Source organism: Mesorhizobium sp. P2_D5 (genome assembly GCF_056404355.1).
In genome coordinates this window covers 717,625-737,843 of record NZ_JBFUEE010000001.1, presented here as the reverse complement: position 1 = coordinate 737,843, position 20,219 = coordinate 717,625, and the positions used below count along the sequence as shown (strand labels likewise).

Below are 20,219 nucleotides of genomic sequence, written 5' to 3'. Positions count from 1 at the left end.
GGATGGTCTGGCAACCGCCCGACTCTTCGGTTAGCCTCCGCGAATTCCTTGGCGGAGGATGAACCTTTTTGGACCGATCAGCGACAGAGCAGACAGGAGCCAGGCGGCTCGACCGGCCATGACGGCAGCGACGGAGACCGATCGCGCTCTTGTCGACCGGGTCGCGAAGGGCGACCGTGCCGCCGTGCGGCTCCTGTTCATGCGTCACCACGCGCGGGTCTACCGCTTCGTGGCGCGCCAGACGGGATCGGAAATGATGGCAGACGACATCGCGAACGAGGTGTTCCTCGAACTGTGGCGGCAGGCGCCAGCCTTCGAGGGGCGCTCCGAAGTCTCGACATGGCTGCTCGGCATCGCCCGGTTCAAGGCGCTGTCTTCGCTGCGCAAGAAAAAGGAAGACTGGATCGACGACGAGGCTGCCGCCGCGGTGCCCGACAGCGCCGACACGCCGGAAGTCGTCACCATGAAGGAAGACAAGGCTGCCGCCCTGCGACGCTTCGTCGACGCGTTGCCGGAAGAGCACCGCACGGTGATCGATCTTGCCTATTATCATGGGCAGTCGGTGGGCGAGATCGGCGAGGTGCTCGGCATTCCGGTCGCGACCGTCAAGACCCGAATGTTCTACGCCCGCAAGAAACTCGGCGAGGCCCTGAAGGCCGCCGGTTACGACAGGGGGTGGCCATGAGCGCCGCTGAAAAGATGTCGCGCCGCGACGAAATGGAAACGCTGCTGCCGTTCTATCTGAACGGCTCGCTGGAAGGCTCGGACCTGGAAGCCGTCGAGGAATGGCTGGCCAGCGATCCCGCGGCGCTGGCCGCCCTTGGCGAGGCCGAAGCCGAATTCTCCGGCACCACCGCCGCCAACGAAGCGATCCGCCCGCCGGCCGATGCGCTGAGCCGCTTCGCCAAAGCGCTCGACGCCGAGGCCGGACCTGCACGCGCGTCCGCGGGCGCGTCCTGGCTGGCGCAGGCATGGGGCCGCTTCATGGCGGTGCCGGTCGGTGTCGCCTGGGCGGCGGCCGCGGTTCTGCTGGCGCTGATCATCGTGCAGTCGTTTGTTCAGCCCGGCGGCAAGGGTAAGGATTTCGAGATTGCCGGGGCGGAAGGCGATCTGGCGAAAATGCCGTTCGCCCTGGTCAAGTTCAAGCCGGATGCAAGGATGTCCGATATTTCGGGCTTTCTGGGCAATAACGGGCTGAAGATCATCGGCGGACCGACCGCCGATGGCGTGTTCCGGCTTGGTATTCCCGCCGCCAACGCCGCCGACTACACCAAGCAGCTCGGCCTTATTGCCGCCCAGCCTTTCACCGAGACTGTGATCGAGGGAAGGAAACCGGTTGATGGCGGCTGAGGCGGCGGTCATTCGATTTGCGGCAATCCTGGCGGCGGCGATGACAATCGCCGCCGTGCCTGCGTCGGCGCAGACCAACGCCACCAACCCCGATCCGACGAAAATCGACTGCAGCGACGCGAGCAATGCGGCAAGCGCCGACTGCGCCAAGGATGGCAGCGACACAAAGAACGGATCGGGCGCGGCGCAGCCCGGCGCTGTTTTCCTGCCAGCCCTGATCGTCGACCTGTTCCCCAATCCGGTTGCCCCCCCGGCACTGCCGCCGACACCACGGTCGGATCCGGCGACGCCGCCTGCCGACAGCCAGGCCGGCCCGCCGCCTGGCGGCCCGATCGTCTCGCCGACCGATCTCATCGCCGTTCTGCCGCCGCGCGCGGTGGCCGGCGATTTCGTGCCGGACGAGGTGCTGGTGACAGTCGACGGCGATGCCGGCGCGGTGCAGCAGATCGCCGCGTCCTACGGCCTCCAGGTGCGCTCGCAGCGCCAGTCGCTGCTGCTTGGCACCACGCTGGTGCGGTTCGGCATTCCCGACGGCCGCCCCGTCGGCGTCGTGCTGGCGCAATTGGCCGCCGACGGCCGCACCCAGCGACGCGAACCCAACCATGTCTATTCGCTGCAGCAGGCCGCCAACATCGTCAATTATGCCTTCGAGCGCATCGCGCTCGATTCCAAACAGGCCAGCGGCGAAAACGTCCGCATCGCGGTGATCGACACCGGTATCGACGACAGCAATCCGGCGCTCTCAGGCGTAATCGCCGGGCAGTTCGACGCCATGCCCGACGTGCCGATCGAAAAGCGCGATCACGGCACTTCGGTCGACGGGCTGATCGCTGGCGTCGGCGCGCTGGAGGGCATGGCGCCCGGCGCCAGGATCTATCACGCCCGCGCCTTCGAGGGCGGCAAGTCGACCATGGACGTCATCCTGTCGGCCCTCGACTGGGCGGCGAGCCAGGACGTACGCATCATCAACATGAGCTTCGTCGGACCGAAGAACGACCTGCTCGGAGTCGCCTGCCGCAATGCGCGGGCGCTCGGCATCGTGCTGGTCGCCGCCGCCGGCAACAACGGGCCGAAGGCGCCCTATGGCTACCCGGCGGCATTCGACGGCGTCATCGCGGTGACCGCCACCGACGCCAAGGATGGGCTGATGCCGCAGGCCAATCGCGGAGCCTATGTCTTCATCTCGGCGCCTGGCGTCGAGATGGTGGCGCCGAGCGGCGCCGGCTCGGACGTGGTCACCGGCACCTCGTTCGCGGCAGCGATCGTGACCGGCGCCATTGCCAATCTCATCCATGCCGCGCCCGACCGCTCGGCCGACGGCATCGAGAAGGCGCTGGCGGCAACGGCCAGGGATCTCGGCCCCAAGGGGCGCGACAATGATTTCGGCTACGGCCTGCTCGACATCAAGGCCGCCGAGGCGGCGAAGGAGTAGTCCGCGACGGCTCAAGTCGCGGTTTGGGACGCGCCAGAAAATAGAATGCGGCGATGTGCGTGATCATCAGCAGCGGAACATAGATGACCGGGATCGCGTAGGTGGCGCCCAATTCCCCCGCGCGAGCGGGAAGGTCGATCTGGACGGCATGGTAATAGTCGATGATGAGGTCAACTATCCCGACGAGATTGAAGGCGACGACGAACGCCCAGAACAGCTGAGGTATCCTCACCGTGAGCAGCGACAGCATGGCCAGCACCCCGGTTGCGAAGTCGCCATAGGCGGCGAACACGGCGAAGCTGGCCGGCAGATCGGGGCTGACGACGCCCGGGACGAGGAAGACGAGCCCGAAGAAGCGGAAGCTGTGCAAGGTAGCAATAGCGCGTTGCGCCGCGACCCTGTCCATCGATCTCAGCCACGGCAGACCGTAGGCACGGAGGCAAAGCAGCCACGCGACATAGCCCAGAACGAGATGGGTTTGGAACAGGACTTCTGTAGACATTTGACCTCCTCAACGGTTGGTTCACACAACCTCGAACACCGCGGTCAGGACGCCGAGCCGCCCTTCCATGAGATTTCGTCCCAGGTTGGCCGCAAGCTCCGCGAAGTCCTGCCCCATCACCACGCCGAGATTTGGCGAAGGCGGCGGTCCCGAAACGCGGAGCTGTGCGAACCAGGCCTTGGCGACCTCGGTGTCGTCTTGCCATGCCAATATGCGGAAGCCGGCTGGTTCGATCGCTTCGCGCGTCGCACTGATTGTCAGGAGAAAGCTCGTCGCCGGCGTTCGCGCCCAGGGGAGCGGATAGCGTGGCTCGCCGACGCCCGACACGACGTCGAAGGTGGCAAACCTGCCGCCTGGCTTCAGCACGCGCCGTATCTGGCGATAGAGCTGCGCCCGGTCGGAGATGTTCATCGCCACATGCTGCAGCAGCACGATGTCGAAACCGCCATCATCGAATGGGAGCTCCAGTGCACTGGCGGTCTGGAACGACAGCTGCCCGCTCTGTCCCGTGCGGTCGGTCAGATAACGCGCGGCATCCACGAAAGGCTCGCTGATATCCACGCCAGTGACCCGGCAACCATAGGTCGCGGCCAGGAAGCGCGCCGGCCCGCCGATGCCCGAACCGACGTCCAGTACTGACATGCCGGCGGCGATCCCCGTCAATTGGGCGAGCTCGGCGGTGGCGGCGAGCCCACGGGTATGAAATTGGTCAAGGGCGCCCAATTGCTGGGGCGTGAGAAGCTGATCATCCGGACCAAGGGCGGCCAGCACCGTCTTCAGCCGCTCAGTCAGGCCGGTCGCGCGATAGTGGTCGCGCACCCCATCAAGTTCATCGGTCATTGCAAGATGTCTCCTGGCTTCACCTCATACCTAAGCCCGCTTCCATAATTCGACTATCCGCTGTAATCACAACAACCCATGAAGCAGAACTACACAGTCCGACACGGTGCACTGGAGGGCGTCGAGGCGTTCCTGGCTGTCGCCAGGCACCGCAACTTCCGCCGTGCCGCCGCGGACCTCGGCGTGACACCGTCCGCCGTGAGCCAGGCGGTGCGCGCGCTGGAAGCGCGTATGGGCACGGCGCTGTTCGTCCGCACGACGCGCAGCGTCGGCTTGACCGAGCCTGGCCAACGGTTCCTCGACCGTGCCGGCCCTGCCTTCGAGGAACTCGTCGCTGCCGGCGAGGCGGTGCGCGACGCCAGCCAGCGGCCGACCGGGCTGCTGCGCCTGTCCGTGCCCCGCGCCGTCGTGCCGTTGATCCTGGAGCCGATGATCGCATCGTTCTGCCGAGCCTATCCCGAGATCGAGCTGGAGATCGCCGCGAGCGACGAGATGGTCGATCTCGCGACCGGCGGGTTCGATGCCGGTATCCGCCTTGGCCAGTTCATCGCGGCTGACATGGTGGCGGTGCGGCTCACGCCGCCGTTCGCGTTCGTGGTCGTCGGCAGCCCTGGCTATCTCGAGCGCCACGGCCGCCCCGAGCGTGTCGACGACTTGCGCCACCACGCCTGCTTGCGCTTGCGCCGTTCGAACGGCGCGATCGCGCCCTGGTCCTTCGTCGACGGCAACGAGGCGATCGAGGCGATGGTCTCAGGCCCGCTGATCGCACACGACTATCCGACGTTGCTTGGGGCCGCCATGCAGGGTGTCGGGCTGGCGCAGACGCCTCGACCCGTCGCCGAAGGTCCTATAGCCGAAGGAAAACTCAAGTCGGTACTGGACGACGTTGCCGGCTCGACGCCGGGCGTCTTCCTCTATCATCCCGGCAAGCGCCAGGTCTTGCCGAAGCTGCGCGCCTTCATCGATCACCTCAAATCCCCGGCCTGAGACGCCGGCCAACCGTCGTTCGGAGTTGTCCGGTCCCTAGGCCGGCGCGCCGGCGACCGATCCCCTGACCACCAGGTCGACCGGCCAGACCTCGCCGCGGGCGCCCTCTTCCAGCCCCGAGATCCGTGCCGCCAGCCGTTCGGCGACGCGCGCGCCGGCGAGACGGATCGACGAGCGCGTCGTCGACAGCGGCACGGAGAAGTTCTCCGGCCTCAGCCAGGGGAAAACGTCGTCATGGGCAATCAGCGACATGTCGCCTGGAATGGTAAGGCCGAGATCGCGCACAGCGCGCACGACGCCCAGCGCCATGATCAGGCTGGAGCAGACGATTGCTGTCGGCGCATCGCCCGCCTCCAGCAAGCGCCTGGTGGCGCGATAGCCGTTCTCCTCGGTCATGACCACCGAGCAGACATGGCGTTCGCCCAATGCCAGCCCGCTCGCCGCCAGCGCCCGACGAACGCCGCGCTCGCGATGGATGGCAAAGGTCTCGCGGTCGTCACCGTTGATCAGGGCCAGCCGCCGGTGGCCGAGCTGGATCAGCAGCCGCGACGCCTCGTGAAAGGCGCCTTCATTGTCGATGTCGGTGAACGGATAGTCGAAATCGAAGCCTTCGCTGCGGCCATGGACGATGAAGGGAATGCCGAGCGTGTTCACCAGCGCCACGCGGCGGTCGGCGGGTCTCGGCGAGGAGATATAGACGGCGTCGACCTGCCGGTTGGCGACGATGCGCCGGTAGGTCGTTTCCTGGTCGTCGGCGTCGGCCGGCGACAGCACCAGGTCCAATTCATGCGAGCGGGCATAGTCGCCGAGGCCGGACAGGAACTCGACGAAATGCGGATCGATGTCGACGGACGCACCGGTCGGCAGGACATAGCCGATCATGCCGGTCTTGCCGGTCGCCAGCCGGCGTGCGCTGGGGTTGGGACGATAGCCGTGGCGCTTGGCGGCATCCATCACCCGCCGGCGCGTCTCTTCGTTGACCTCGGGATAGCCGTTCAAGGCACGACTTACCGTGGTCTGCGAAAGCGCCAGCATATGGGCGAGCTGCTTGAGGTTCACAGGAGGCCTCCGCGCCTCAAAGCGCTTTAATTCGATTGGATCCGAGCGCCACGCGGGACGCAGCGATATGAAGACAAGCATAGGCGCGCTTTGGGCGAGTTTGAAACAAAAATTGCTGCTGCACCGCCATAAATACATGTTGCAGCGCACTTTTTACACGTCGCCAGCTCAATATCAAATCGATTAGCCGGTCACCCTCTTGACTTCCGAGCGATTCAATGGCGAGATCAAAAAAGCCAAAGCGCTTTGGAAGACTCTTCGAAAGGTTGCGGTTCCTTTCCGACTGAGTCACAGTCCTGCGGCGTCGGCGGGCGGAATGGAGGTTCCGTCCGGTGTTTGTGGCCCACTGGGAGGAATACCGATGAAGAAAATGCTTTTGCTGGGTGCTGCGTTTGCCACGCTCGCCCTGAACGCGCCCGCGTATGCCGAACTGAAGTTCAAGCCGGGCGAGGATCCCCGCTTCAACTGGGCGAATTACGAAGAGCTCAAGAAAGTCGATCTCAAGGGTGAGACGCTGTCGATCTTCGGACCGTGGCGCGGTGAGGACGAAGGCCTGGTGCGCGGCGTTCTCGACTACTTCTCTGAAGCCACCGGCGTCGAGATCAAATACTCCTCCTCGGAGAACTATGAGCAGCAGATCGTCATCGACACGCAGGCCGGCAGTCCGCCCAACATCGCCGTGTTGCCGCAGCCGGGCCTGATCCAGGACCTGGCATCGAAGGGCCTGCTGACGCCACTGGGCGACGACACCGCCAAATGGGTCAAGGACAATTACGGCGCGGGCCAGTCGTGGGTCGACCTCGGCACCTTCAAGGACAAGGACGGCAAGCCGGGCTTCTTCGCCTTCCCCTACAAGGCCGACGTGAAGTCGCTGGTCTGGTACTCGCCCGATAATTTCGAGGAAGCCGGCTACAAGGTGCCGAAGACGCAGGAAGAACTCGCCGATCTCGAAAAGAAGATCATCGCCGATGGCGGCAAGCCGTGGTGCATCGGCCTCGGCTCCGGCGGCGCCACCGGCTGGCCGGCGACCGACTGGGTCGAAGACCTGATGCTGCGGACCCAGGCGCCTGACGTCTACGACAAATGGGTGAAGAACGAGATCCCGTTCAACGATCCCGCCGTGGTGAACGCCATCGACATCTTCGGCAAGATCGCGACCGACGACAAGATGGTCGACGGCGGCGCCAAGGCGGTTGCGGCGACCGATTTCCGCGACAGCCCGAAGGGCCTCTTCTCAGTGCCGCCGAAGTGCTACCTGCACCATCAGGCGTCGTTCATCCCGACCTTCTTCCCGGAAGGCACCAAGGTCGGCCAGGATGCGGACTTCTTCTACTTCCCGCCCTATGCCTCCAAGCCTGAACTGGGCACGCCCGTGCTCGGCGCCGGTACGCTGGCGATGATCACCAAGGACTCAAAGGCCGCGCGCGCCTTCATCGAATTCCTGAAGATGCCGCTCGCTCACGAGATCTGGATGGCCGAGGGCGGTTTCGTGACGCCGTTCAAGGGTGTCAACAAGGCTGCCTATGCCAGCGACGCTCTGAGGAAGCAGGGCGAAATCCTCGCCAATGCCTCGACCTTCCGCTTCGACGGTTCCGACCTGATGCCGGGCAAGATCGGCGCCGGCGCCTTCTGGACCGGCATGATCGACCTGGTCGGCGGCAAGTCCGCGCAGGATGTCGCCACCGACATTCAGAAGAGCTGGGACGCGATCAAGTAGCGGCCGGCAAGCAGGGGCCTGTCCGGCTCGGCGATCAAACGGCCGAGCCTGCCATTCTCGCACTGGATCCGGACCCTACCGGCCCGGATCCGACGGCGGCCTGTGCCGCAGCCATTCGTCATGAGCGCATTGACATAAAGCGCGATCGGCATGCGAGCAGGTTTCCGCCGCCGACGACGCTCCAACAACTGAATCGGCGCCTGGTCCCGTCACCAAGGTCATTCCTTGTCGGGATCATGCGCAGGGAGAGGGACCCATGGCGGCTCAGATTTTCTCGGCCATATTCGTCATCATCGTCGGGGTCGGCGGTTGCGTCGCCTATTTCTGGGGCGCCAACAAGCTGGTCGACCTGATATTCCCGTCGCGCGGCGTCGCCGGCGCTGCTGCCATCGACAATCTGCGCCGGCAAGGGCTGGTCAGGCCGTGGCTGTTCGTCGGTCCGGCGATGATCATCCTGACCATCTACCTCATCTATCCAGTGGTCGAGACGCTGCGGCTGTCGTTCCTCGATCGCGGCGGCATAAACTTCGTCGGCCTCGCCAACTATGAATGGGCCTTCGGCGATCGCGAGTTCCGCAACTCGATCCTCAACAACATCGTCTGGCTGGCTGTGGTGCCGGCCGCCTGCACCTTCCTCGGGCTGATCATCGCCGTGCTCACCGACAAGATCTGGTGGGGCACGGTCGCCAAGAGCCTGATCTTCCTGCCGTTGGCGATCTCCTTCGTCGGCGCCAGCGTCATCTGGAAATTCATCTACGAGTACCGTGGCGAGGGCCAGACCCAGATCGGCCTGCTTAATGCCATCATCCAGCATTTCGGTGGCCAGCCGCAGGTCTGGATATCACTGCCGTTCTGGAACAATTTCTTCCTGATGGTGATCCTGATCTGGATCCAGACCGGCTTTGCCATGGTCATCCTGTCTTCGGCCTTGCGCGGCATCCCGGAAGAAACTCTGGAAGCCGCCGTCATCGACGGCGCCAATCCGTTCCAGATCTTCTGGAAGATCATGGTACCGCAGATCTGGGGCACCATCGCCGTCGTCTGGACGACGATCACCATCCTGGTGCTCAAAGTGTTCGACATCGTGCTGACCATGACCAACGGCCAGTGGAACAGCCAGGTGCTGGCCAACCTGATGTTCGACTGGATGTTCCGTGGCGGCGGCGATTTCGGCCGCGGCGCCACCATCGCCATCATCATCATGATCGCGGTCATTCCGATCATGGTCTGGAACATCCGCCAGGCGAACAAAGAGACGGGAGGACATTAAGATGGCCGTTGCGACCGGAAATTCCTTCGCCAGCCGCTTCGGCGTCCATATTGCCGTCCTCATCTTCGTCGCCATCTGGACCATACCGACGCTCGGCATCCTGGTCTCGTCGCTGCGTGACAAGGACCAGATCATCGCCTCGGGCTGGTGGAATTCGTTCTCCAGTTCCACCCAGACGGAAGCCGGCCGGCTGCCGGCTGCCTCGATGCAAGTCGAAAAGGACGGCAAGTTCGTCCTTAAGGGCAACATCTTCGGCAACAGCCCTGTCCGCAACATCAGCGCTTTCGGTGTCAAGTCGGCAGCACCGACGCAATACCCCGCCGGCACATCGGCCGATCTCGGCGACGGCGTCACCCTGCAGCTCAATGCCGACGGCAGTTTCATCATGCAATCGCCGAAGGCCTTCGAAGGCGATCGCGGCCAGCGCGTCTATTATGCCTCGTCGGCGCCACCTAAATTCACCACCGACAACTACAAGACTGTGCTGTTCTCGGAAGGCATCGGACGGTCGTTCATGAATTCGCTGACTGTCACCATACCGGCGACCGTCATCCCGATCCTGATCGCCGCCTTTGCCGCCTATGCACTGGCCTGGATGCGCTTTCCCGGCCGAGCGCTGCTGATCGCGGTCATCATCGGCCTGCTGGTGGTGCCGCTGCAGATGTCGCTGATCCCGCTGTTGAAGCTCTACAACGGCGTCGGCGCCTTCTTCGGCATGCCGTCGAAAACCTATCTCGGCATCTGGCTGGCGCATACCGGCTTCGGCCTGCCCTTCGCCATCTACCTGTTGCGCAGCTACATTGCCGGCCTGCCGCGCGAAATCATGGAATCGGCGCGCATCGACGGCGCCAGCGATTTCGAGATCTTCGTCAAGATCGTGCTGCCGCTGTCGTTCCCGGTGCTGGCCTCGTTTGCCATCTTCCAATTCCTGTGGGTATGGAACGATCTGCTGGTCGCGATGGTTTTCCTGGGTACGGAGGCAGACCAGATCGTGCTGACCGCCAAGCTCAACGCGCTGCTTGGCTCACGTGGCGGCGACTGGGAGATCCTTACGACATCGGCTTTCGTGACCATCATCGTGCCGCTGATCGTGTTCTTCTCGCTGCAGCGCTATTTTGTCCGCGGGCTGCTTGCCGGCTCGGTGAAAGGAGGCTGAGACCATGCAATCCGCTTTGAAGGCCAGTTCGAAGCCTGACCTCGCCGTCGATCGCGACTGGTGGCGAGGTGCGGTGATCTACCAGATCTATCCGCGCAGCTACCAGGACTCGAACGGCGACGGCATCGGCGACCTGAAGGGCATCATCGGCCGGCTCCCCTACATCGCGGCACTCGGTGCGGATGCCATCTGGATCTCGCCGTTCTTCAAATCGCCGATGAAGGATTTCGGTTACGACGTCACCGATTACTGCGACGTCGATCCGATGTTCGGCACGCTGGCCGACTTCGACGCGCTGACCGCCGAGGCACACAGGCTGGGCTTGAAGGTGATGATCGACGAGGTGCTGTCGCACACTGCCGACAACCACCCATGGTTCAAGGAAAGCCGTTCGAGCCGCACCAACGCGAAGGCAGACTGGTATGTCTGGGCGGACGCCAGGCCGGACGGCACGCCGCCCAACAACTGGCTGTCGATCTTCGGCGGCTCGGCCTGGCAATGGGACACCAGCCGCCAGCAATATTACCTGCACAACTTCCTGGCCGAGCAGCCCGATCTCAACTTCCACAACCATGAGGTCCAGAACGCGCTGCTCGACGTCACCCGCTTCTGGCTGGAGCGCGGCGTCGACGGCTTCCGGCTCGACACCATCAATTTCTACTTCCACAGCCAGGGCCTGGAGAACAATCCGCCGCTGCCGCCCGAGCAGCGCAACGACCAGACCGCACCCGCGGTCAATCCCTACAACTACCAGGACCATCTCTACGACAAGAGCCGTCCGGAAAACCTCGGCTTCCTCGAACGCTTCCGCGCCCTGCTCGATGAGTATCCGGCCACCGCGGCGGTCGGCGAAGTCGGCGATTCGCAACGTGGGTTGGAAGTGGTGGCGGCCTATACCGCCGGCGGCAAGCGCGTGCACATGTGCTACTCGTTCGACTTCCTGGCGCCGGAAAAGATCAGCGCGGCCAAGGTCCGCTCGGTGCTGGAATCGTTCGGCAAGGTCGCCAGCGACGGCTGGTCGTGCTGGGCCTTTTCCAACCATGACGTGATGCGCCCGGCCTCGCGCTGGGCGGCAGGCGAAGCCGACACGACCGCCTATCTCAAGGTCATCTCGGCGCTGCTGATGTCGCTGCGTGGCTCGGTCTGCATCTACCAGGGCGAGGAGCTTGGGCTCGGTGAGGCCGACCTCCACTTCGAGGATTTGCAGGACCCCTACGGCATCCGCTTCTGGCCGGAATTCAAGGGCCGCGACGGCTGCCGCACGCCGATGGTGTGGGACGGCAGCGCCAGGAATGGCGGCTTCTCCTCGGCCAAGCCATGGCTGCCGGTGCCGGCCAAGCACCTGTCGCAAGCGGTCAATGTCCAGCAGGGCGACGAGAGCTCGCTGCTCGAGCACTACCGGCGCTTTCTCACCTTCCGCCGTGCCCATCCGGCGCTGGCCAAGGGCGACATCACATTCATCGAAAGCGAGGGCGACACCGTCGCCTTCACACGCCGCGCAGGCAATGAGCAGGTCGTCTGCGTCTTCAATCTGGCAGCCAAGCCAACCAGGATTGAGCTTGGCAACCGATCGCTGCAACCTTTGCCGGGACACGGATTTTCGGGGCAGGCGAGCAGCGGTTCCATACAGCTCAACGGCTACGGCGCCTGGTTTGGGCGCATCGACTGAACTTCAGATCACTTGAATTTCAAATCACTGGGAGGAAACCAATGGCCGATGTCACGCTAAGACAAGTGAAGAAGTCCTACGGCAATCTGAACATTCTCCACGGCATCGACCTCGATATAAAGTCGGGCGAGTTCATCGTCTTTGTCGGCCCGTCGGGCTGCGGCAAGTCGACATTGCTGAGGTCGATCGCCGGGCTGGAGGAAATCACCTCCGGCGAACTCAAGATCGCCGGCGAGGTCGTCAACGACGTGCCGCCGTCGAAGCGGGGCATCGCCATGGTGTTCCAGTCCTACGCGCTCTACCCGCACATGACGGTGTACGACAACATGGCGTTCTCGATGAAGATCGGCAAGGAGAACAAGGCCGAGATCGACCGCCGCGTGAAGCAGGCCGCGGAAATCCTGCAGCTGACCAAATATCTCGATCGCCTGCCCAAGGCCATGTCGGGCGGCCAGCGCCAGCGCGTCGCCATCGGCCGCGCCATCGTGCGCAACCCGAAGGTGTTCCTGTTCGACGAGCCGCTGTCGAACCTTGACGCGGCGCTGCGTGTCGCCACCCGCATCGAGATCGCCAAACTCAAGGAATCGATGCCCAACACGACCATGATCTACGTCACCCACGACCAGGTCGAGGCGATGACGCTGGCCGATCGCATCGTGGTGCTCAAGGAAGGCCATATCGAGCAGGTCGGCACGCCGATGGACCTCTACAAGAAGCCCGGCAATTTGTTTGTCGCCCAGTTCATCGGCTCGCCGGCCATGAACATCCTGCCGGCGACCATCGACAAGACCGGAAACCCGACCGTCGTCAGCCATGTCGGCGGCCGCAAGGCAAGCGTGCCGATCGCAACGCCGGCTTCGGCAAAGGGTGCCGCGGTGAGTTTCGGCGTGCGGCCGGAAGATCTGATCATCGCCAGCGGCACGGAGTATCTGTTCGAGGGAACGGTCGACTATGTCGAACAACTCGGCGAAGTCCAGCTTGTCTATGTCGACATCGGCCGCGCCGAGCTGCCGCTGGTGACCAAGCTGCCTGGCAATGTCGAGGTCAAGCGCGGTGCGACGCTGCGGCTGAGCGCGGACGCCAACGACCTTCACATCTTCGACGCGGACGGGCACTCCTTCTCGCTCCGTCAGCCGGAAGTAAAGGCGGCTTGAGACAGAACCAAGTCTCGACACGAAAAGAGCGGCGGGCCAGGCCCGCCGCTCTTTTTTGGAAATCAACTTCGGCTGTTAGCGATTGCCGAAGAGGTCGCGGTCGGCGCTCTGAGGGGCGGACTTCTCTACGTCACCCGACGAATTGAGCAGCTTGCCGACGAAACCACCGCTGTTGCGGATCGAGCCCGTTTGAGAGTTGTCAACCGAACCGACGGCAGGCTGGTTGGCGCCATTCGAACCGTAGTTGTCGCTGGCGGCGAAAGCGCTGCCGGAGATCGCCACGACGGCGGCGGCAGCAAGCATGATCTTCTTCATTTCAAATCTCCTGAATTCTGGATTTCGCCAAGACGGCGGGAGAGCCCGCCGCCTTCTGGGAATCGGCTGTTAGTTATTGCCGAAGAGGTTACGGTTGCTACCCTGGGCAGGCGTCTGAGCAGCCGGCTCCGACTTCTTGGTCGAAGCAGTGTACGAGCTGTCGACAGCAGCGGTGGCTGCCGGGGCATTCGAACCATAGTGGTCGCTGTTCGCGAAGGCGCTGCCGGAAATGGCCAGAAGGGCGGCGGCAGTGAGGATGATCTTTTTCATTTTTTGGTACTCCAGTATTTCTTATTTTTGCCGTCCGTCTAGCGGCGTGTCTTGGGAAGAAATCGCGTCGTTCGGACAGCCCCGATGTGGGAGAGCCATCCAGCCATTTCCAATCACGAAGTTGTTCCGCGTGGACCAAGAATCCACCACTTGAAATTGCGCCAGGGGTTTCCACACTCAATGTTTTTCTAATTCATATCAAAGAGTTGTACGAAACAGGTACCCCGATCACCAACTGTGTCGGAGGCCCAGCGTTCACAAGTCCTGCACGCACAGTCAACAGAAACGAACCGTTCGGTTCGATTTTAGCGGCAGCTAATAGTCACTTTTCGATACCGTTAACCTTTTCTGCTTCCTGGCAAGGGGTCGGTTTCGGCGAGATTGGAGCCGGCTATGGTTGCCCAAGAGAAAGGCTTCCGCTTCGCGATCACCGACCGGAACGTTTCGCAAGCGTGTCGCGCCGCATGGATACGATGTCGTTTTCATGCCGATGACGCGCCCGCGATCGTGATTAGATCATGTCATCTCAGGTGCCGCTTCGTGACGACGAGGCGGAGAATTGGGAAGCCGGTCAGAATCCGGCGCTGCCCCCGCAACGGTGGTGGAGTTCAAGTCGCAACGGGAGACCACTGGGCGTCAGCCTGGGAAGGTGTCGCGATGGTCCGCAAGGACAACTCCAGAGCCCGGAAACCAGCCCGAGATGTCTAGACTCGACTGATCGCGGTGGGCGGTCAAGAGGCGGATAGTGCATGTCCGGCGCATCGCCGGCCTGCGTCCAATCCTTCCTCCGTCACCACCAGTTCAGTCCTTAGAAACGAGGACAGGACATGGATGCTCGCAACGACATGCTGAGGCTCTTGAGTGGCCGGCGGCAAGGCTTTTCGCTAGGACAGCCCTTCTACACCGATCCAGACTATTTCAAGCTCGACATGGAGCTGATCTGGTATCGCGACTGGCTGTTCATCGGTCATGATTGCGAGCTGCCGAAGCCGGGCAGCTACATCACGGCGCAGATTGGCGACTATCCAGTCGTGCTTGTCCGCGACCAGAAGGGCAATATCAACGCCTTCCACAATTCCTGCCGCCATCGCGGCAGCCGCGTCTGCAATTCCGACAAGGGCACGGCGGCAAAGCTGGTCTGCCCCTATCACCAATGGACCTACGAGTTGGACGGAAGGCTCTTGTTTGCCAGGCAGATGGCCGACGGTTTCGACAAGAGCCAGTTCGGCTTAAAGCCCGTCGCCTGTGAAAGCGTCGGCGGCTACATTTTCATCTGCCTGGCCAAGGAGCCGGCGGATTTCGCACCGATGCGCGCGATGATCGAGCCCTACCTTTTGCCGCACCGGCTGCGCGAGGCCAAGGTGGCGTTCGAATCGACCATTGTCGAGAAGGGCAACTGGAAGCTGGTCTGGGAAAACAACCGCGAGTGCTATCATTGCGCCGGCAATCATCCGGAGCTCTGCAAGACTTTTCCAGAGGCACCCACGGTGACCGGCGTGCAAGGCGCCGACAGCGACCCGGAAATGCTTGCGCACTGGGCGAAATGCGAAGCGGCCGGCCTGCCGAGCAAATTCCGCATCGATCCGGCCGGACAGTACCGCGCCACCCGCGCGCCGCTGCTGCGCGATGCCGTCAGCTACACGATGACGGGAAAGCGTGCGGTCAAGAAGAACCTGTCCGACAGCGTTTCGACCGACCGCATCGGTTCCTTGCTGCTCTATCACTATCCGACGACCTGGAACCACATTCTGGGCGACCACGCCGTCACCTTCCGGGTGTTGCCGATCAGCGCCACGGAGACCGCGGTGACGACCAAATGGCTGGTTCACAAGGATGCGGTCGAAGGCATCGATTACGATCTCGACGAACTCACCCACGTCTGGACCGAGACCAACGACCAGGACCGGCGGATCGTCGAGGAAAACGCCTTCGGCATCCTGTCGCCTGCCTACGAGCCCGGCCCTTATTCGGAGCTGCATGAGGGTGGCGTCATCCAGTTCGTCGAGTGGTACGCGTCGTTCATCGGCCCGCGCCTTGCCGAAGGCGGCCGGCCGGCGCTGCGCAGCGTTGCATAGTGCATGTCGCCCAAAAGTGCGCAGCGGTTTTGGGAACTCGACATGCACAGGGCAAGAGTGAGGACAAGAGGATGAATGCGATGACGGATCTCGGCCTCTATCGCCATCTCGACCAGATGACGCCCTGGAACGACCGGCTCCAGGTGCTGGAGGTGATCGGCGTCAGCGACGAAGCGCCTGATGTGAAGACCTTCACCTTCCGCTCCGACAACCAGACCTGGTTCCGCTACAAGCCCGGCCAGTTCGTGACGCTGGAACTGCCGACCGCCGACGGGCCGCTGATGCGCACCTATACGCTGTCGTCGTCGCCATCGCGGCCGTTCTCGATCGCGGTGACGATCAAGGCTCAAGCGGGCAGCATCGGCACACGCTGGATGTTCGACCATCTGACGCCGGGCTCGCACGTCAAGGCCTATGGGCCGACAGGCGACTTTTCGCTGCACAGCCACCCGGCCGCCAAGTACCTGTTCATTTCAGCCGGCTCGGGCGTGACGCCGATGATGTCGATGCTGCGCTGGCTGAACGACTGCGCGCCATGGACCGATGTCGGCTTCGTCAATTGCGCGCGGCGCCCGGAAGAGATCATTTTCCGCAAGGAACTCGAACTGCTCGGCAGCCGCATGCCGGGCCTGTCGCTCGGCTTCATGATCGAGGAGCGGTCCAGCCGCGAGGGCTGGTTCGGCCATATGGGCCGCATCGACGCGATCCGGCTGCCCTTGCTGGCGCCCGATTTCCGCGAGCGTGAAATCTTCTGCTGCGGCCCCGATCCCTTCATGCGCGCCGTGCGCGGCATGCTGGACGCCGCCGGCTTCGACATGACGAAATACCATCAGGAGAGCTTTGCGGCGCCTGTCGTGGAGGAGATCCCGGCACCATTCACCTCGCCGGCGGAAGACGGCGCCGCGATTGTCGTCGAAGCCGCGACGCCGATCCGGTTTTCGCTCTCGGATGTCGAGGCCGAATGCGTCGCCGGCCAGACCGTGCTGCAGACGGCTCGCGCCTCGGGCGTGCGGATACCCGCCGCCTGCGAGTTCGGCCTCTGCGGAACCTGCAAGGTGAAGAAGGTCGCCGGCGATGTCGAGATGAGCCACAATGGTGGCATCCTCGATCACGAAATCGACGACGGCTTTATCCTCGCCTGCTGCTCGAAGCCGCTTTCTGCGCTCGAAATCGAGGCGTGACCGCCGGGCGATGCCAAGGCTCAGAACGACGACACGGGAAACCTCTCGAAATGCCGTGTCCGTTCAAACTCCGTAGCGCTCGGTGCGGATGATCTCCGCTGCGACGCCGGCATCGATCAGCGCTTGGGCGGCGGCCGAAACGAAGGCGTTGGAGCCGCAGACGAAGGCGATATCAGGCGGTCCGGGCAGGTGCGCCATGGATTGCACCATCATGGCAACGTCCACCCGCCGCGAATAATCGGCTGGACGGCGTGCGGCTTCGCGCGTCAGGGTCAGCACCAGGTCGAAGCCGTCCTTGCGATCGTCGAGGGCAACCAGTTCGTCACGAAAAATCACCTCGTCCCAGATCCGCGCTGAAAAGACCAGGGTGACGGGCACTACCGAATTGCGCCTGGCGCGGTGACGGACCATCGCCATCAAAGGCACGACGCCCGAACCACCCCCGACCAGCAAAACCGGCCCGCTATCGACATCGGGCCAGATGAAATGCCCGCCGAGCGGCCCGCGCAGTTCGACCTCGTCGCCAATTGCTGCGACGTCGTGGAAAAAGGGCGAGACCTCGCCATCGTCGAGTTTTTCGATCGCCAGTTCGATCACCCCGCCATCTCCGGGCGCGGAGGCAATGGAATAAGAGCGGCGCGCCTGATAGCCGTCCGGCGCCGTCAGCCTGACGTCGACATGCTGACCGGCAAGATAGGTGAAAGGCCGCGATGGCTGGAAAAAGAAGCTGGTGACACGCGGCGTGCGCTTTTCGATACGGACGATCCTGACTGTCTGCCAGGGCGATTGCACTGCCGCAGCGTCGCTCATGGATCGTTCGTGTAGCGCTGCTCGCGCCAAGGGTCGCCATAGATGTGATAGCCGCGCAATTCCCAGAAACCCGGCTCATCGCGCTCGGTGAACTGCAGGCCGTTCAGCCATTTGGCCGATTTCCAGAAATAGAGATGCGGCACCAGCAGCCGCGCCGGGCCGCCATGGTCAGGCGTGATCGGCTTGCCTTCGTAAAGCAGAGCCACCATCGCCTTGCCGGCGGTGAGGTCCTTGGTCGGCACGTTGGTGGAATAGCCGTCGAAGGAATGCGCCAGCGTGAAGGCGGTCGGCGGCTCGATGCCGGCATCGGCGAGGATGTCGTCAACAAGCACGCCTTGCCATGGCGTGTCGAATTTTGTCCATGCGGTCACGCAATGGATGTCGCGCGTCATCTTGGTCAAGGGCAGCGCGTTGAACTCGGCCCAGTTCCATTTCTTGATCGGCCGCGGCCCGTGCTTCAGCGTGAACGACCAGTCCTCGGTGCGCACCCGCGGCGTCGGGCCGGCTGACAGGACCGGAAATCCCTGCTCGAGATATTGCCCGGGCGGGATGCGCGCATCGCCGTCGATCGGCGGGCGCCGTCCTGAAGAAAACCCTCGGGTGACCATCGCGGCAATCCCCCCTGCATCGGGCCACTATCGGCCTTATGCAATGTTCTCGAAGATGACGTGGCGGGCAACCGAAATCTTGATGGACAGGATCGGCGGGCCGGCGTCGCCGCGCCCGCCGATCGCTGCCTTCACGTCAGCGCCCCGGCGTCAGCCATTGGCAAACGGCACCGCGACATAGATCTGGCTGCCCTCGCGCTCGACCAGCAGAAGCACCGATTTGCGGCCGGACTTGCCGGCTTGGGCGATCGCCTGCGTCACTTGCCTGGCGGTTTTCACCGGCGCCTGATTGACGGCAACGATGATGTCGCCGGGCTGGATGCCCGAGGCCGAGGCCGGTTTGTCGGGATTGACGCTTGCGACCAGGGCGCCATGCTGATTGGCAGCCAGGTTCAACTCCTGGCGGACATCAGGGGTGATGTCCATCAGGCCAAGCCCGATTGCCGGGACGCGCGAGCCCTGCTCGGTACTCGGCGCGCCGGACCCGTCGGTCACGGATGCGGTCTTAACATCGTCGCCGTTGAGCCCGACGTCGACGGAAATATCCATGGCCTTGCCCTTGCGCCAGATATCCAGCGTCTCCCTGGCGCCCGGCGCGACATCGGCGACGGCCCGCGACAGGTCCTTGGGATCCTTCACATCCTGTCCGGCAAAGCTGGTGATGACGTCGCCGGTCTCGACGCCGGCCTTCGCAGCCGGCGAGCCTTCATTGACCTGCGAAACCAGCGCGCCGCCAGGATGGTCGAGCCCGATGGCGCTGGCCACATCCGGCGTCACCGGCTGTATCTCGACACCGAGGTAGCCATACTGGATGGAGCCATCCTTCATCAGCTTGGCGACCACCTTCTGGGCCTGGTCGGACGGGATGGCGAAGCCGACGCCGACACTGCCGCCATTGGGCGAATAGATCGCCGTGTTGATGCCGACGACATTGCCGCTGACATCGACCAGCGGACCGCCGGAATTGCCATGATTGATCGGCGCGTCGATCTGAATGAAGTCGTCGAACGGCCCGCTGTGCAGATCGCGGCCGCGTGCTGACACAATGCCCGCCGTGACTGTGGTGCCGATGCCGAACGGATTGCCGATTGCCAGCACTTGGTCGCCGGTCATCAGCCTGTCGGAATCGCCCCATTTGACGGTCGGCAAGGGCTTGTCGGATTTGATCTTGAGCACGGCGAGATCGTTCTTGGCATCGCGGCCGACGAGCTTGGCGGGAAGCTCGGTGCCGTCGTCGAGCGTTACCTTGATGGAAGAGGCGCCATCGACGACGTGATTGTTGGTGACGATGGTGCCATCGGCAGCGACGATGAAGCCTGAACCGAGCGCCTCGGCACGCGGAGCCTGCTGCGGCGGGGCCTGTGGAGCGGGCATGCCCTGGTCGCCGAAGAACTGACGGAAATACTCGTCGAACGGCGAGTTGCCGAGAGGCATGCCGTCGTCCGTGCTTTCCGGCTGCGCCTTCATGACGGTGGTAACTGTCACCACCGCGGGCTTGTCGGCGGCCACGATGGGAGCGAACGAGCCGTTGGGTGCAGCGATGCCGGCGACAGGTGTCTGGGTTGTCGGAACGGCGTTGCTCGCACTTTGAGCGAAAGAGATGACAAAGGGAGATATTATCAGCGCAGCGCCCAGCGAGGCCGCGACGCGATGTCTGCGAATGATATCTGACATGGTCGTTTGTCCGGGCGAGAGTTGATCCTGCGCTGTGGCCGCCTCTCTTGGAAACTGGCCATCCCGCGTGTCGAGGGTCGCGATTGCCCGTCTCGCCTTGCATGGCAGCCGACCGGATCGACAGCCCTGCATCTAGGGTGCCGATTGGCC

At 63.4% G+C, this 20,219-nt stretch carries 19 protein-coding genes and 1 riboswitch; of the genes, 11 read left to right on the top strand and 8 right to left on the bottom strand.

From position 1 onward, the window contains the following. Positions 1 to 118: 118 nt before the first annotated feature. The 3 genes from AC1DYW_RS03600 to AC1DYW_RS03590 are packed head-to-tail and all read left to right on the top strand — an operon-like array spanning position 119 to position 2,782. Entirely contained in the window at positions 119 to 685 is a 567-nt protein-coding gene (locus tag AC1DYW_RS03600) for a sigma-70 family RNA polymerase sigma factor (protein ID WP_457151934.1), read from the top strand. Further along, positions 682 to 1,350, top strand: a complete 669-nt coding sequence (locus AC1DYW_RS03595; protein ID WP_457151933.1) for an anti-sigma factor — start codon at positions 682 to 684, stop codon at positions 1,348 to 1,350. Before AC1DYW_RS03600 ends, AC1DYW_RS03595 begins: the two co-directional genes overlap by 4 nt. Continuing rightward, a complete protein-coding gene (locus AC1DYW_RS03590) occupies positions 1,340 to 2,782 on the top strand; it encodes a S8 family serine peptidase (protein ID WP_457151932.1) in 1,443 nt (480 codons plus the stop codon). The genes AC1DYW_RS03595 and AC1DYW_RS03590 overlap by 11 nt, the downstream gene beginning before the upstream one ends. Here AC1DYW_RS03590 and AC1DYW_RS03585 read toward each other — a convergent pair. Beyond that, entirely contained in the window at positions 2,754 to 3,284 is a 531-nt protein-coding gene (locus AC1DYW_RS03585) for a hypothetical protein (RefSeq protein WP_457151931.1), read from the bottom strand. The genes AC1DYW_RS03590 and AC1DYW_RS03585 overlap by 29 nt on opposite strands. A 21-nt stretch (positions 3,285 to 3,305) precedes the next feature. Further along, positions 3,306 to 4,124 carry a class I SAM-dependent methyltransferase gene (locus tag AC1DYW_RS03580; protein ID WP_477225139.1) on the bottom strand — a complete coding sequence of 273 codons (819 nt, stop codon included), beginning with the start codon at positions 4,122 to 4,124 and terminating at the stop codon, positions 3,306 to 3,308. A gap of 78 nt (positions 4,125 to 4,202) precedes the next feature. Here AC1DYW_RS03580 and AC1DYW_RS03575 point away from each other — a divergent pair, with 78 nt between their 5' ends. Further along, a complete protein-coding gene (locus tag AC1DYW_RS03575; RefSeq protein WP_477225138.1) occupies positions 4,203 to 5,111 on the top strand; it encodes a LysR family transcriptional regulator in 909 nt (302 codons plus the stop codon). A gap of 36 nt (positions 5,112 to 5,147) precedes the next feature. Here the strand turns inward: AC1DYW_RS03575 and AC1DYW_RS03570 are convergent, their stop codons facing one another. Then, positions 5,148 to 6,170, bottom strand: a complete 1,023-nt coding sequence (locus tag AC1DYW_RS03570; RefSeq protein WP_477225137.1) for a substrate-binding domain-containing protein — start codon at positions 6,168 to 6,170, stop codon at positions 5,148 to 5,150. Positions 6,171 to 6,531: 361 nt separating this feature from the next. Between AC1DYW_RS03570 and AC1DYW_RS03565 the strand changes: the two genes are divergently transcribed. The 5 genes from AC1DYW_RS03565 to AC1DYW_RS03545 all read left to right on the top strand — a co-directional run bounded on the left by AC1DYW_RS03565 (position 6,532) and on the right by AC1DYW_RS03545 (position 13,136). Then, positions 6,532 to 7,887 (top strand): ABC transporter substrate-binding protein, encoded by a 1,356-nt coding sequence (locus tag AC1DYW_RS03565; RefSeq protein ID WP_477225136.1) that lies wholly within the window; start codon positions 6,532 to 6,534, stop codon positions 7,885 to 7,887. Between the two features lie 256 nt (positions 7,888 to 8,143). Then, positions 8,144 to 9,157, top strand: a complete 1,014-nt coding sequence (locus AC1DYW_RS03560; RefSeq protein ID WP_095083068.1) for a carbohydrate ABC transporter permease — start codon at positions 8,144 to 8,146, stop codon at positions 9,155 to 9,157. A 1-nt stretch (position 9,158) separates the two neighbouring features. Further along, positions 9,159 to 10,313, top strand: coding sequence for a carbohydrate ABC transporter permease (locus AC1DYW_RS03555; protein WP_477225135.1), 1,155 nt, complete (start codon positions 9,159 to 9,161; stop codon positions 10,311 to 10,313). 4 nt (positions 10,314 to 10,317) lie between these two features. Next, positions 10,318 to 11,982: a beta-galactosidase BglA gene (gene bglA, locus AC1DYW_RS03550; protein WP_457153517.1), complete on the top strand. Its 1,665-nt coding sequence runs from the start codon at positions 10,318 to 10,320 to the stop codon at positions 11,980 to 11,982. A 41-nt stretch (positions 11,983 to 12,023) separates the two neighbouring features. After that, positions 12,024 to 13,136: an ABC transporter ATP-binding protein gene (locus tag AC1DYW_RS03545; RefSeq protein WP_477225134.1), complete on the top strand. Its 1,113-nt coding sequence runs from the start codon at positions 12,024 to 12,026 to the stop codon at positions 13,134 to 13,136. 75 nt (positions 13,137 to 13,211) lie between these two features. Here AC1DYW_RS03545 and AC1DYW_RS03540 read toward each other — a convergent pair whose 3' ends face one another. After that, positions 13,212 to 13,451 carry a DUF680 domain-containing protein gene (locus AC1DYW_RS03540; protein ID WP_095083076.1) on the bottom strand — a complete coding sequence of 80 codons (240 nt, stop codon included), beginning with the start codon at positions 13,449 to 13,451 and terminating at the stop codon, positions 13,212 to 13,214. 69 nt (positions 13,452 to 13,520) lie between these two features. Then, positions 13,521 to 13,721 (bottom strand): DUF680 domain-containing protein, encoded by a 201-nt coding sequence (locus tag AC1DYW_RS03535; protein ID WP_095083078.1) that lies wholly within the window; start codon positions 13,719 to 13,721, stop codon positions 13,521 to 13,523. A 511-nt stretch (positions 13,722 to 14,232) separates the two neighbouring features. Next, positions 14,233 to 14,434, top strand: a riboswitch (cobalamin riboswitch). A gap of 114 nt (positions 14,435 to 14,548) precedes the next feature. On the opposite strand from AC1DYW_RS03535, the gene AC1DYW_RS03530 reads away from it, so the two are divergent. Together AC1DYW_RS03530 and AC1DYW_RS03525 are read left to right on the top strand one after the other, a co-directional pair. After that, the gene (locus tag AC1DYW_RS03530; protein ID WP_477225133.1) at positions 14,549 to 15,796 is read left to right on the top strand and encodes an aromatic ring-hydroxylating oxygenase subunit alpha; all 1,248 of its coding nucleotides are present in this window, start codon (positions 14,549 to 14,551) and stop codon (positions 15,794 to 15,796) included. Between the two features lie 80 nt (positions 15,797 to 15,876). Further along, positions 15,877 to 16,977, top strand: coding sequence for an FAD-binding oxidoreductase (locus AC1DYW_RS03525; protein WP_477225570.1), 1,101 nt, complete (start codon positions 15,877 to 15,879; stop codon positions 16,975 to 16,977). Positions 16,978 to 17,040: 63 nt separating this feature from the next. On the opposite strand, the gene AC1DYW_RS03520 is transcribed toward AC1DYW_RS03525, so the two are convergent. The 3 genes from AC1DYW_RS03520 to AC1DYW_RS03510 form a co-directional block, all read right to left on the bottom strand. Then, on the bottom strand, positions 17,041 to 17,787 hold the full coding sequence (locus AC1DYW_RS03520; RefSeq protein ID WP_477225132.1) for a ferredoxin reductase: 747 nt from the start codon (positions 17,785 to 17,787) through the stop codon (positions 17,041 to 17,043). Then, positions 17,784 to 18,395, bottom strand: coding sequence for a sulfite oxidase-like oxidoreductase (locus AC1DYW_RS03515; RefSeq protein ID WP_457151074.1), 612 nt, complete (start codon positions 18,393 to 18,395; stop codon positions 17,784 to 17,786). Before AC1DYW_RS03515 ends, AC1DYW_RS03520 begins: the two co-directional genes overlap by 4 nt. Positions 18,396 to 18,545: 150 nt before the next feature. Further along, positions 18,546 to 20,069, bottom strand: coding sequence for a DegQ family serine endoprotease (locus AC1DYW_RS03510; RefSeq protein WP_477225131.1), 1,524 nt, complete (start codon positions 20,067 to 20,069; stop codon positions 18,546 to 18,548). Positions 20,070 to 20,219 lie beyond the last annotated feature (150 nt).

Bases quoted from the DNA above. Each gene is read 5' to 3' on its own strand.
- AC1DYW_RS03510 (WP_477225131.1), bottom strand. From the start codon at position 20,069: ATGTCAGATATCATTCGCAGACATCGCGTCGCGGCCTCGCTGGGCGCT.
- AC1DYW_RS03530 (WP_477225133.1), top strand. From the start codon at position 14,549: ATGGATGCTCGCAACGACATGCTGAGGCTCTTGAGTGGCCGGCGGCAA.
- AC1DYW_RS03520 (WP_477225132.1), bottom strand. From the start codon at position 17,787: ATGAGCGACGCTGCGGCAGTGCAATCGCCCTGGCAGACAGTCAGGATC.
- AC1DYW_RS03600 (WP_457151934.1), top strand. From the start codon at position 119: ATGACGGCAGCGACGGAGACCGATCGCGCTCTTGTCGACCGGGTCGCG.
- AC1DYW_RS03575 (WP_477225138.1), top strand. From the start codon at position 4,203: ATGAAGCAGAACTACACAGTCCGACACGGTGCACTGGAGGGCGTCGAG.
- AC1DYW_RS03560 (WP_095083068.1), top strand. From the start codon at position 8,144: ATGGCGGCTCAGATTTTCTCGGCCATATTCGTCATCATCGTCGGGGTC.
- AC1DYW_RS03545 (WP_477225134.1), top strand. From the start codon at position 12,024: ATGGCCGATGTCACGCTAAGACAAGTGAAGAAGTCCTACGGCAATCTG.
- AC1DYW_RS03525 (WP_477225570.1), top strand. From the start codon at position 15,877: ATGACGGATCTCGGCCTCTATCGCCATCTCGACCAGATGACGCCCTGG.
- AC1DYW_RS03580 (WP_477225139.1), bottom strand. From the start codon at position 4,124: ATGACCGATGAACTTGATGGGGTGCGCGACCACTATCGCGCGACCGGC.
- bglA (WP_457153517.1), top strand. From the start codon at position 10,318: ATGCAATCCGCTTTGAAGGCCAGTTCGAAGCCTGACCTCGCCGTCGAT.
- AC1DYW_RS03540 (WP_095083076.1), bottom strand. From the start codon at position 13,451: ATGAAGAAGATCATGCTTGCTGCCGCCGCCGTCGTGGCGATCTCCGGC.
- AC1DYW_RS03535 (WP_095083078.1), bottom strand. From the start codon at position 13,721: ATGAAAAAGATCATCCTCACTGCCGCCGCCCTTCTGGCCATTTCCGGC.
- AC1DYW_RS03595 (WP_457151933.1), top strand. From the start codon at position 682: ATGAGCGCCGCTGAAAAGATGTCGCGCCGCGACGAAATGGAAACGCTG.
- AC1DYW_RS03590 (WP_457151932.1), top strand. From the start codon at position 1,340: ATGGCGGCTGAGGCGGCGGTCATTCGATTTGCGGCAATCCTGGCGGCG.
- AC1DYW_RS03585 (WP_457151931.1), bottom strand. From the start codon at position 3,284: ATGTCTACAGAAGTCCTGTTCCAAACCCATCTCGTTCTGGGCTATGTC.
- AC1DYW_RS03515 (WP_457151074.1), bottom strand. From the start codon at position 18,395: ATGGTCACCCGAGGGTTTTCTTCAGGACGGCGCCCGCCGATCGACGGC.
- AC1DYW_RS03555 (WP_477225135.1), top strand. From the start codon at position 9,159: ATGGCCGTTGCGACCGGAAATTCCTTCGCCAGCCGCTTCGGCGTCCAT.
- AC1DYW_RS03565 (WP_477225136.1), top strand. From the start codon at position 6,532: ATGAAGAAAATGCTTTTGCTGGGTGCTGCGTTTGCCACGCTCGCCCTG.